This is a genomic window from Leeuwenhoekiella sp. A16 (genome assembly GCF_047946675.1).
Taxonomy (GTDB): domain Bacteria; phylum Bacteroidota; class Bacteroidia; order Flavobacteriales; family Flavobacteriaceae; genus Leeuwenhoekiella.
The window spans coordinates 4,299,870-4,311,606 of record NZ_CP172313.1 but is presented as its reverse complement, the minus strand read 5'-3'; the positions used below and the strand labels follow the sequence as shown (position 1 = coordinate 4,311,606).

Annotated in this window: 12 protein-coding genes; 3 read left to right on the top strand and 9 right to left on the bottom strand. The window is 36.6% G+C overall.

Annotation, left to right across the window (positions count from 1 at the left end):
- Nucleotides 1-34: 34 nt before the first annotated feature.
- Both ACH3O9_RS18805 and ACH3O9_RS18800 read left to right on the top strand, forming a co-directional pair.
- Nucleotides 35-1,606 (top strand): sensor histidine kinase, encoded by a 1,572-nt coding sequence (locus ACH3O9_RS18805; protein WP_416443056.1) that lies wholly within the window; start codon nucleotides 35-37, stop codon nucleotides 1,604-1,606.
- Nucleotides 1,607-1,610: 4 nt separating this feature from the next.
- Nucleotides 1,611-2,324 carry a response regulator transcription factor gene (locus tag ACH3O9_RS18800; RefSeq protein ID WP_416443055.1) on the top strand — a complete coding sequence of 238 codons (714 nt, stop codon included), beginning with the start codon at nucleotides 1,611-1,613 and terminating at the stop codon, nucleotides 2,322-2,324.
- 27 nt (nucleotides 2,325-2,351) lie between these two features.
- Here the strand turns inward: ACH3O9_RS18800 and miaA are convergent, their stop codons facing one another.
- The 8 genes from miaA to ACH3O9_RS18760 form a co-directional block, all read right to left on the bottom strand.
- Nucleotides 2,352-3,260 (bottom strand): tRNA (adenosine(37)-N6)-dimethylallyltransferase MiaA, encoded by a 909-nt coding sequence (miaA, locus tag ACH3O9_RS18795; protein WP_416443054.1) that lies wholly within the window; start codon nucleotides 3,258-3,260, stop codon nucleotides 2,352-2,354.
- Complete coding sequence (locus ACH3O9_RS18790) at nucleotides 3,253-4,104, bottom strand: ion transporter (protein ID WP_416443053.1); 852 nt, start codon at nucleotides 4,102-4,104, stop codon at nucleotides 3,253-3,255. Before ACH3O9_RS18790 ends, miaA begins: the two co-directional genes overlap by 8 nt.
- A gap of 107 nt (nucleotides 4,105-4,211) precedes the next feature.
- Entirely contained in the window at nucleotides 4,212-5,588 is a 1,377-nt protein-coding gene (locus tag ACH3O9_RS18785; RefSeq protein ID WP_416443052.1) for an exonuclease domain-containing protein, read from the bottom strand.
- Between the two features lie 20 nt (nucleotides 5,589-5,608).
- Nucleotides 5,609-6,277: a YggS family pyridoxal phosphate-dependent enzyme gene (locus ACH3O9_RS18780; RefSeq protein ID WP_416443051.1), complete on the bottom strand. Its 669-nt coding sequence runs from the start codon at nucleotides 6,275-6,277 to the stop codon at nucleotides 5,609-5,611.
- 67 nt (nucleotides 6,278-6,344) lie between these two features.
- Nucleotides 6,345-7,577 carry a DUF1015 domain-containing protein gene (locus tag ACH3O9_RS18775; protein WP_416443050.1) on the bottom strand — a complete coding sequence of 411 codons (1,233 nt, stop codon included), beginning with the start codon at nucleotides 7,575-7,577 and terminating at the stop codon, nucleotides 6,345-6,347.
- A gap of 73 nt (nucleotides 7,578-7,650) precedes the next feature.
- Nucleotides 7,651-8,280, bottom strand: coding sequence for an acyloxyacyl hydrolase (locus tag ACH3O9_RS18770; protein WP_416443049.1), 630 nt, complete (start codon nucleotides 8,278-8,280; stop codon nucleotides 7,651-7,653).
- A gap of 15 nt (nucleotides 8,281-8,295) precedes the next feature.
- Entirely contained in the window at nucleotides 8,296-9,183 is an 888-nt protein-coding gene (locus ACH3O9_RS18765) for a 3-hydroxyacyl-CoA dehydrogenase family protein (protein WP_416443048.1), read from the bottom strand.
- A gap of 16 nt (nucleotides 9,184-9,199) precedes the next feature.
- Complete coding sequence (locus tag ACH3O9_RS18760) at nucleotides 9,200-10,165, bottom strand: Gfo/Idh/MocA family protein (protein WP_416443047.1); 966 nt, start codon at nucleotides 10,163-10,165, stop codon at nucleotides 9,200-9,202.
- A 118-nt stretch (nucleotides 10,166-10,283) separates the two neighbouring features.
- Here ACH3O9_RS18760 and ACH3O9_RS18755 point away from each other — a divergent pair, with 118 nt between their 5' ends.
- Nucleotides 10,284-10,925, top strand: coding sequence for a protein-L-isoaspartate(D-aspartate) O-methyltransferase (locus ACH3O9_RS18755; RefSeq protein ID WP_416443045.1), 642 nt, complete (start codon nucleotides 10,284-10,286; stop codon nucleotides 10,923-10,925).
- 17 nt (nucleotides 10,926-10,942) lie between these two features.
- Here ACH3O9_RS18755 and ACH3O9_RS18750 read toward each other — a convergent pair whose 3' ends face one another.
- On the bottom strand, nucleotides 10,943-11,698 hold the full coding sequence (locus ACH3O9_RS18750; protein ID WP_416443043.1) for an NYN domain-containing protein: 756 nt from the start codon (nucleotides 11,696-11,698) through the stop codon (nucleotides 10,943-10,945).
- Between the last annotated feature and the right edge of the window lie 39 nt (nucleotides 11,699-11,737).

The following is an 11,737-nucleotide window of genomic DNA, read 5'->3' as shown; positions in this document are numbered from 1 at the left end:
GGAGACCTAAATGTTAAAATCATACATTTGAGGCATGAATAAAAAACTGTTTGTGCTTCTGGTGGTACTCATGAGCCTCTCACTTATTGGCATCATATTCGTACAGGGGTACTGGATATCAAACAGTATTGAGACGAAAAGGGGTCAGTTTGCATTTAGTGCAAAACAGGTGTTAAGCGCAGTTTCCAGCAAAGTACAAAAACGAGAAGTTGACGATTGGTATAATCCACTTTTAGAAGCCAGAGACAGCATTGGTATTCCTGACGATCTCTTGCTCAATGAGTTTTTATTCACACAAGAAGATTCCCTAACTAACGAGACATATATCTATCGTAATAGTATCGTAGAGCAGGACTATAAATTAAGCGCCCCTGTTCTTGATTATGACCTTGATAGTATCAAATTTAAAAGATATCTACAACGTCAAATTACACAGATAGTAGATAAGAACGATCTTGATCGCAATCCTATAAACAGAAGATCACGTTTTTCGCGCCTGGCGTCTATGAGTGAGATAGAGCGTTATAATCTTGAGCAACTTGTTCTTGAGATAACTCGCAAATTTCCTATTCATAAACGTGTATCTAATGAAGAAATAGACAGGCTCATGACCATGGAGTTGGCAGAGCGGGATATGGATACAGATTTTGAGTTTGCAGTGTATAGCAACAGTCTGTCGACAGTTGTACGTTCAGAAAATTTTGATATTCAATCACCAGAGCAAACATTTAGTGTGCCTCTTTTTGTTGATGATCAGGGAAACAGTGATTACCAGCTATACGCCAATTTTCCCGGTGAGAAGAGATTTGTAATATCATCTGTAATTGGGATGGCGACTTTAAGCATTTTGTTCACTTTAATTATTGTAGTTGCTTACTCAAGCGCGCTGCAACAATTGATAAAGCAAAGGCAGATCTCGCAGATCAAGACAGATTTTATCAATAATATGACGCACGAGTTTAAAACTCCAATCGCCACAATAAATCTGGCTCTTGATGCTATTAAGAATCCTAAAATTGGGGCAAATCCTGAATCTCTTAATCGCTATCTGGGCATGATAAGAGATGAGAATAAAAGAATGCATGCTCAGGTTGAGAATGTATTGCGTATTTCTAAACTTGAACGTAATCAGTTAGATATAAAGAAAGAGCGTTTGAAGTTGCATGACATTATTGATGATGCAGTTACGCATATCGAGCTAATTGTAGAAGATAGAAATGGGTATGTAAAAACGCACTACGGTGCATTAAAATCGTCCATTTTAGCTAATGAATCGCATTTTACTAATGTTATCGTTAACATATTAGATAACGCGGTAAAATATTCATCAGAAGCGCCTAAGATTGACATTTATACTGAAAATTTAAAGAATTTCATTCTGGTTAAAATTAAAGATCAGGGTGACGGAATGACAAAAGCTGTACAAAAGAAAATATTTGAAAAATTCTATCGCGAGCATACTGGCGATATTCATAACGTTAAAGGGCACGGTCTCGGTCTGGCTTATGCTAAACGTATCATAGAAGATCACTCGGGAGAGATCTGGGTACAAAGTGAAAAAGGCAAGGGCAGTACTTTTACTATTAAATTACCACTAATATCATAAACTCATGGAAACAGAAAACAAAAAAATCTTATTGGTAGAAGATGATCCCAACTTCGGGACAGTTCTTAAGGACTATCTGTCAATGAACGACTACGATGTCACACATGCAAAGAATGGAATGGAAGGATTTGAGAAGTTTAAAAAAGACGACTTTGACCTTTGTATTCTTGATGTTATGATGCCATATAAAGATGGTTTTACACTTGCCAAAGAAATAAGAGAGAAAAATGAAGATGTACCTATTATCTTTTTAACCGCTAAGGCGATGAAAGAAGATGTGCTAAAAGGGTACAAAGTAGGAGCAGATGATTATCTAAACAAACCTTTTGACAGCGAAGTTCTTCTTATGAAGATCAAAGCTATCATGATGCGTAAAGCCACAGATTCTGTTGCAGACAGCAAACAATTTGAATTTGTTATAGGTAATTTTCACCTGAATTCTAAGCTTCGTTTTCTTACATATAAAGAAGAAGAGCCTAATAAACTTTCTCCTAAAGAGAATGAATTATTACGCTTATTAGCATTGCATGAGAACGATCTTATGCCAAGAGAGCTGGCCTTAACAAAAATATGGAGAGATGATAACTATTTCACCTCAAGAAGTATGGATGTTTATATAGCCAAGCTTAGAAAATATCTTAAACGTGATGATAGTGTTGAGATACTTAACATTCACGGTGAAGGATTTAGACTCGTGGTAAAAAAAGAAGATGAGTAAGTGGTAAGAATTAAAACGTCCCTTTTTTTAGAGGGACGTTTTTTCTTTTATCATTTCTATAATTTCTTCAGAAGGAGTTTCATAATCAAACCAGTTTATGGTTTGATCTCTCCTAAACCATGTTAATTGTCTCTTGGCAAATCTTCTGGTATTTTTCTTGATTTCGGAAATGGCTTCTTCTTGAGATAATTTTCCTTCAAAATATTCAAACAGTTCTCTGTAACCTACTGTTTGTAAAGCATTGAGTTCTTTTAGCTCAAATAGTGATCTTGCTTCTGCTTCAAGACCATTCTGCATCATTATATCTACGCGTTTATTAATGCGATCGTAAATAATTTCGCGTTCAGCGTGCAAGCCTATTTTTATAGTTTCGAAATTTCTTGTTGTATTGTTTTTAGCCAAAAACGAACTGTAACTTTTTCCTGAAGACAGACAAACTTCTAATGCTCTTATCAATCGCTGGGTGTTGTTTAGGTCAATGTTACTGTAATGTTCTGGGTCAAGATCTTTTAGTAGTTGTTGAAGACTTTCTATTCCTTCAGTATTTAATTTTTCGGTCAAATTTGCCCTAATATCGGGTTTTACAGGGGGAAAATCGTCTAAGCCTTTTATTACTGCATCTACATACAGACCAGAACCGCCTACCATTACAACTGCTTGTTTCTGATCAAAAAATTCGTTGAGTTTAGATATAGCTTCCCTTTCAAACATGCCAACGTTGTACTTATCATGTATTGAAATATTTTGAATGAAGTGATGTTTGGCCATAATTAGCTCTTCCTTTGAAGGGACAGCGGTACCAATAGACATTTCCTTAAAAAACTGCCTGGAATCTGCAGAAATCACCTCTGTATTAAAATAATTGGCGAGTCTGATTCCCAAAGCTGTTTTCCCAATAGCAGTAGGTCCTACAACAGTAATTAAATAATTAGTCATTATGTAAAGGGTACCCACATTTGTGGCAATATTTTGCGTTATCCTGATGCATACTTGCACCACAATTCTGGCAAACTTGTGTATTTGTGGTAATTTTCTGTTTATCTGATTTTTCCTTTTCGCTTCCTGTTTTTGTCATTTCTGCACTTACTATACCTGTAGGTACAGCTATGATGCCATAACCCATGATCATGATTACCGTAGCAATAAATTGTCCTAAAGCAGTAGTAGGAGCTATATCTCCAAAACCTACAGTAGTTAACGTTACAATGCACCAGTATACACTCACAGGAATGTTAGTAAAACCATGTTCGGGGCCTTCAACTAAATACATTAACGTACCGGCGATTACTGAAAGAATGAGAACAGCAAAGAGAAACACGAGTATTTTAGGTCTGCTATCTTTAAGTGCTTTCGTTAGCTTATTACCTTCACCTATGTAACGGGTGACTTTTAATATTCTAAATACACGTAATAGTCTAAGAGAGCGAATTGTGAGTAGAGCGTGTGAGCCCACAAAGAAAAAGGATAAATAAAGCGGAATGGTAGAAATAAAATCTATCAAGCCATAAAAACTAAATACATAAGCTGAAGGTTTTTTAATACTTATTATACGCAATATGTATTCTATAGTGAAAAAAATAGTGATTATCCATTCACCCAGATAGAAATACTCACCATAAGCGTCGCTGAGCGTTTTCACGCTTTCCAGCATTACGAGTATTATACTTAAGAGTATAAGAATCAACAAAATTACATCAAAAGCCTTACCGCTTGGTGTATCGGCTTCGTATATAACTTCATGAAGTTTAGTTCTCCATTTATGTTTTCCGGCTTCAGGCAATGCGTCTTATTATGATTAACTAGTATGAGTATCTATTAAATTGAATTGCATAAAACGCATTCAGATTTAATGTGCTTAGAAAAAACTAAAAATACACAAACTATATATTATTTAGCAATTTCATCAAGTTCTACAATTTTTAGAACTTTTTTAGTGCGTAAGTAGCTTTGTATTATATGGCGGGCATCACGATTATCATTCATAGGAGTTAGAATGCGCTGTAGAATATCCATGTTGTTGAGCTGGTAATGGAGCTTATAAAAACCAAAACCTTTAAAGATTCCTTCTTCAACCAGAATAACAGAACGCTCGTCTACTTTACGACCACGATCTATGATAAGCATATTCTTGTTAGCAAAGCTGTGTCTGGCAATATATTCCATAACACGTAAATTATAAGCTTCGGCTTCTTCTTCACCCGTACAGGCGCCATTACATTCTTTAATACTATGGTTAAAACAATTACCTGACGTATTATGTAAACCAGCTTTGCTCTGGCAAAGGTCATAATCTTTAATTACACGAGTAAGATGTGCTTTTGCAGATTGCGCATTAGAAAAAGTAGTGATGTTTTTTTTACGGGAATCAGCGCGTTCAACTTTTAAATTGATATATCCTTCCTCATCTGTAAAAGCAGAAAGTTGATTTTTAAAGATGGTGCGACGTAAAGCTGTATTGTGATGTGGTTTATTTTTTTTAACCTCATCATTTTCTTTAAGCAGCGCTATTAATTCGCTACCCGTAGCTTCATAAGTTACAGCTTCAACTTCTTCCTGTATTTTTTTCGATTTTCTGTTCTCACTGGTAAAATGCTGAATAATACGTTTTTTAATATTCTTGCTTTTCCCAATGTAGATTATCTTACCATTTGCATTATGCATGTAGTAAACACCTGTAATACTTGGTATTTCTTCTATAATATCGCGTAATTTGGTATCGAGCTGTTTTTTGGGATTCAGCTTTATTCCTTCCTGTATAATAGTTTTAGAAGAATCTTTATCAAGCAAAAGCTGAAATAATTTTACCGTGGCAAGGGCGTCGCCATTAGCACGGTGCCTGTCAACAATAGGAATTCCCAAACTTCTTACAAGTTTTCCCAGACTATAGCTTTGTTGACCTGGCAAAAGCTCTTTAGAAAGTTCTACAGTACACAAACTCTTACGCTGGTAATCATAACCCAGTCTGTCAAACTCAAGTTGTAAAATGCGGTAGTCAAACTGTGCGTTATGCGCCACAATTATACAATCTGAAGTAATTTCAATAATGCGCTTAGCAACCTCATAAAATTTAGGAGCATTTCTAAGCATCTCATTATTAATACCTGTTAAGCCTACTACAAAAGCCTGTATAGGTCGTTCAGGATTAATAAGGCTAATGAATTGATCTACTACTTCATGACCATCATATTTGTAAATAGCAACTTCAGTAACTCCTTCTTCGTTATATTTGCCTCCTGTGGTTTCTAAATCCAGTATTGCGTACATCCTTCTTCTGCTTTCGTTTACTATGATTTAGTATTGCTATAATCACGTTCTCCAAAAATGGCACTACCTATACGCACCATGTTGCTGCCACATTCTATGGCCAGTTCATAATCACCGCTCATCCCCATAGAAAGGGTTTTTAAATTGTGGCGATCTTTAAAGCGGTCAAAAATAGATTTAAGTTGTAAAAATTCTCTTTTAACCTGTTCCTGATCATCTGTAAAAGAAGCCATCCCCATAAGACCGGTAACTTCTACATTAGTATATTGCGTCAGTACATTTTCTTCCAACACTTGAATAGCTTCTTGTGGTGGCATACCAAATTTGCTGTCTTCTTCTGCTATTTTAACCTGAAGTAAAACTTGTATAGTTCGCTCTGCTGCCTTTGCCTGCTTGTTTATTTCTTTAAAAAGTTTGAGTCTGTCTGCACTATGAATCAGGCTTACATACGGCGCCATATATTTAACCTTATTGGTTTGTACATGACCTATCATGTGCCATTCAATATCCTTAGGTAACTGCTCCCACTTATCAGTCATTTCCTGTATTTTGTTTTCACCAAAAATACGCTGACCGGTATTGTAGGCTTCTTCAATATCTGAAACAGGTTTTGTTTTTGAAACAGCAACCAGAGATACATCTTTAGGAAGTTCTGAATAAAGGGATTTTATATTATTAGGTATGCTCAATACTTTATTTGAAAAATTTTTACAAAGGTAAATAATTTGCTGCGGCTAGAGACCTATACTAACGGTATTAGAACTCATAAATTGTTACTGCACTGCGTAATTTTGGCTCTATATAAGTGGTTTTAGGAGGCATGCGCAGATTTTCATCTGCAACTGCTTTTATTTCATCAATAGAAACCGGTTTTAAACTGAAACCTACAGCATACTTTTTCTGGTCTATTTTTTCTTTTACAGCCACCATATCGTTTTTTCCTTTGCCATACGCAATACGTTTGTCATTGCGTAAATCATGAATTCCCAGAATAGGCTCTAGTATAAATTTGTATAAGATCTGAGCATCCAGAGCATCTAATGCATTGGCAAACTTCCTGTATTTGGTACGTAATGTTATTTCGTAAAAGTCACTATCCAGATACATGCATATTACGTGCTGTTTCCTCGGTTCAAAATATTGGTCTTTTTTATTTTCGATCTTAAAACAAGAATCCAGAGCTATGAGAAATTCTTCTTTTCCCAAGCCGTTTAGATCTTTTATCATACGACTATAGCTGCTTATTTGCAGGTTAGATTCTGGTATGAGATATACCATGAAATAATTATAGGAGTGGGCGGTTTTTGTTTTGTTAAGTTGTATTTCTGCTGTTAGGAGAGCCGAAGAGCTGCAACGGTGATGCCCGTCTGCAATGTAAATAGTTTCAATTTCGCTAAAACAGTTTTTTATCTTTTCTACCAGATTTTCATCATTTACCGGCCATAAATAATGCGTGTCCCTGTAAGTTGTAGTAAATTCATATTCTGGCCTTGCCTGCATTACGGTTTCATAAATGCCGCTTAAAGTTTCATTATCGCTATGAGTCAATAAAACAGCCTCGGCATTAAAACCTACGACTTTTAAGTACTCTTTAAAAAGTTCTTCCCGCAGAGTTAAAGTGTCTTCATGTTTTTTAATTACCTGTTCCTTATAATCAGATAAACTGGCCGCTGCGATAATTCCCGTAAAAACCCGATTTTCACTATCAATAATGCGATAAATGTAATAACTGGGGAGATTTTCCTGAATAAAATAACCGTTCTCTTTAAACTCCTGGTAGCGGTTGCGTACAAGTTGAAACCGCTTTTTCCCAGATACCTCTTTGTGATATTTGTAACCGGGATTTATTATATGAAGAAAAGAATATGGGTTGTTATCAAGTCTGGCTTTACGCTCAGCTTTTGTATAGGTTTCATAGGAGCGCGAAGCAATTAAAGAGACTTTATCTCGTGTGGGTCTTACAGCTTTAAACGGAAGTATTTTTGCCATGTGCAGGAGAACAGTATTTATTTAAAAATACTATTATAAATTCAAATTGCGCTCAGGGCGAAAACAATTACGGTTACCTAAATGTATACGTCAATCCTGTTTCTATATTCAAACTGTTATAACCGCTATTAGGTTTCTGCAGGTTGGCGTTAGATACATGCCTGAAACTTGGCTGGATATCAATTCTCAAACTTTTAAATGTCTTAAACGATAAACCAATTGCCAACTCATCTGCAAAAGCCAATCCTTTGGCCAGTCTTTCACTGTGCCTGTCAATATATTCAGGGCCTACGCTTAGTTGGGCATAAGCATCGAGAAAATCAAATACCTCTCTGCGAACTACAAAACTCACACTTAAAACATATTGATTTATGCGGCGCTCTTGCATGAATTCTTCACGTTCTTCATCAGTATACACAAAATAGAAATTGAGTAACTCATGTTTTGCGTGGTTGTACTCTGGCTGTATAAGCAGATCAAAAGAGGTTTTTCCCTGTTTTAAAGGATAGAAAAATTTGAACTTATAATAATCAACTTTATAACTGTAATCCTCATCATTAAAAAGGATATTATCATTAGTCCCGCTGCCGTAACTAAATCCTATTTTATAAAATTTATCAGAGTTGTTTTGACTAAAAACAGCGATATTAACTAAAAGAGAAATACACCAAATATGCTTTTGATAAAAGTGGCGATCAGGCATATTTAGTTATGAATGTTAAGCAAATTGACGCGAAATTTTATCAGCTTTTCTACTTTCAGCGTAATCATAAAAACCTTCACCAGATTTTACGCCTAATTTATCCGCTCTAACCATATTTACTAAAAGAGGGCAAGGCGCATATTTCGGGTTTTTAAAACCGTCATACATAACTTCCAGTATAGAAAGACAAACATCAAGCCCAATAAAATCTGCTAATTGTAAAGGTCCCATTGGGTGAGCCATACCGAGTTTCATTACGGTATCTATTTCATAAACGCCGGCGACGCCATTGTAAAGGGTTTCTATGGCTTCGTTGATCATCGGCATTAAAATACGGTTAGCTACAAACCCCGGGTAATCGTTTACTTCAACAGGAGTTTTACCTATTTTTTGAGAAAGCTGCATAATGCTGGTGGTGACTTCATCGCTGGTATTGTAACCACGAATGATCTCAACCAGTTTCATAATAGGTACGGGATTCATAAAATGCATCCCTATAACTTGCTCAGGTCGTTTTGTGACGGCAGCAATTTGAGTTATGGAGATAGAAGAAGTGTTGGTTGCAAGAATTGTATTTGCAGGACAGATATTATCAAGTTCTTCAAAAATCTGAAGTTTGATCTTTAGATTTTCACTTGCGGCTTCTACAACAAGGTCGGCTGCGGTTACACTTTCGTTTAAAGCTATAAAAAGAGTAATATTATCTAATGTCGCTTCTTTTTCTGCTACTGTAATTGTTTCTTTTGCGACCTGACGATCCAGGTTTTTTGTAATTTTAGCAAGTCCTTTCTGTAATGATACTTCACTAATATCAACAAGGTTTACTGTGTACCCTTTTTGAGCAAAAGTATGGGCAATCCCGTTACCCATTGTACCGGCGCCAATTACCGTAATATTTTTCATCAAACCCGTTTTCTAATTATTTATCAAAATCTTCTATGACCATCATTGCCACGCGCAACGCTTCGGTACCCTGACCTAAACTTACAACGGGAACTGTATCTGTCTCTATAGCTTTCGCGAAAGCTTCCAGTTCGTCAAGAATAGCGTTATTCTCATGTACATCAGGATTGTCATAATAGATCTGCTTGCGCATTCCTTCTGCATTCTGAAGGATCATAGCAAAATCATCTGGCTTTTCAGGAGCATCTTTCATCCTTACAACCTCACACTTTTTCTCCAGAAAATCTACCGAAATATAGGCGTCACGTTGAAAAAATCGCGCTTTACGCATCTTTTTCATCGAGATACGACTTGCAGTAAGATTAGCAACGCAGCCATTTTCAAATTCAATACGCGCATTTGCAATATCTGGCGTGTCGCTTATAACAGCTACCCCGGAAGCCGACACATGTTTCACCGGGCTTTTTACTACGCTCAGTATAGCGTCAATATCATGAATCATAAGATCGAGCACTACAGGAACATCTGTACCGCGTGGGTTGAACTCTGCCAATCTGTGAGCCTCAATAAACATAGGATTCTCAATCATGTCGCTCACTGCCTTAAAAGCGGGATTAAAACGCTCTACATGACCTACCTGCCCACGTACGCCATACTCTTTTGCAAGTTCACGTATTTTCTCTGCTTCAGTTACAGTTTGGGTAATTGGCTTTTCAATAAAAAGATGTTTACCAGCTTTTATAACCTGTTCTGCACAATCAAAGTGAAAAGTTGTAGGCGTTACAACATCTACCACATCACAAGCATCTATCAACGCTTCAATAGATGGGAATGATTTGTAACCAAATTCTTCTACTATTGACGCTGCTGCCTCAGGAGATGCGTCGTAGAATCCTATTAGTTCATATTTATCAGATTGATTAAGTAATTTAAGGTGAATTTTTCCCAGGTGGCCGGCACCCAGAACGCCTGCTTTGAGCATAATTTTTGATTTTAAACAAAAATAGCATTTCTCAATTACAATCTTATCTTAAAAGTATGTTGATAAAAATGACGATTTGTTTTGCACTCCCGCTATCAAGTTTAACTATTTTAGCGGCATGAGGGACACTACACGACATCAGGGAAAGCGTAGATTGTTAGCCAAAATTGTTGAAGAAAAGGGCATTACCAGCAAACCGGTACTTGATGCGATACGCAAAATACCACGCCATCTTTTTATGGATAGCAGTTTTGAAGATCATGCTTACCAGGATAAAGCTTTTCCTATCGCAGCAGACCAGACAATCTCACAACCGTATACGGTCGCTTTTCAAACCGAATTACTGGAGATTAAAAAAGGAGATGCTATTCTTGAGATTGGCACAGGTAGCGGTTATCAAACTGCTGTACTTTGTGAGATGGGAGCTAAAGTGTACTCGATAGAAAGACAACGCGAGCTCTTTAAAAAAACCAAGAATTTTCTTGCAAAATTAGGCTATAGGCCAAAACGTCTAACCTTTGGTGACGGTTATAAAGGTATGCCAGAGTTTGCGCCTTTTGACGGAATTATAGTTACAGCAGGTGCTCCTTATGTGCCAAATCCATTATTGGCTCAGTTAAAAGTAGGAGGGAAGCTTATTATTCCTGTAGGGGAAGATACGCAAGTGATGACACGTTTCGTACGTACAGATTTAACAAAATTTGAAAAGAAAGAGTACGGAAACTTCAGATTTGTCCCGCTGCTTGAAGATAAAAATTAGCCTTAAAAAGCCAATTTTTACTGCTTTTTACCCGATTTTTCTTTGATTCTTACGTAGATTAGTTTTGATCTTTTTCTGGCTCCTTCACGTTGCTCGATCTCAAAATCTTTGATTGATTTAATAAGCGGAGTCAATTTTTGAAAACCATAGTTACGAGAGTCAAAATTAGGTTGCTTTTTTTGCAATAAACTTCCTACATCACCTAAGAAAGCCCAGCCATCGTCATCTGCCACATCAGAAATGGTAGAAGCGATAAGCTTTATCTCCTTTTGGGTCATTTTATCAATACCAGAATGCGCCTCAGATTTATCAGATGAGGTTTCAGAATCTTCTTCGTCTGTTTTATTCTTTAAAATTTCGATGTAAATAAATTTATCACAGGCAACGATAAACGGGTTAGGAGTTTTCTTTTCGCCAATGCCATAAACCTGCATCCCCGCCTCGCGCAATCTGGTCGCTAAACGTGTGAAATCACTATCACTAGATACAAGACAAAAACCATTTACTTTTTCAGAATACAGAATATCCATCGCATCTATGATCATGGCAGAATCTGTGGCATTCTTGCCAGTAGTATAACCGTATTGCTGTATGGGTGTAATTGCGTTCTCGAGCAGCAAATGTTTCCACTTTGTAAGTGTGGGCTTCGTCCAGTCACCGTAGATACGCTTGATGGTAGGGTTGCCATATTTTGCAATCTCTTCCATCATTTCTTTTACGTAGGCAGAAGGAATATTATCTCCGTCAATTAATACAGCAAGGTTTAAATTCATAATTATGATAATATTTTGATTTGCGAAATAAGTACTTGG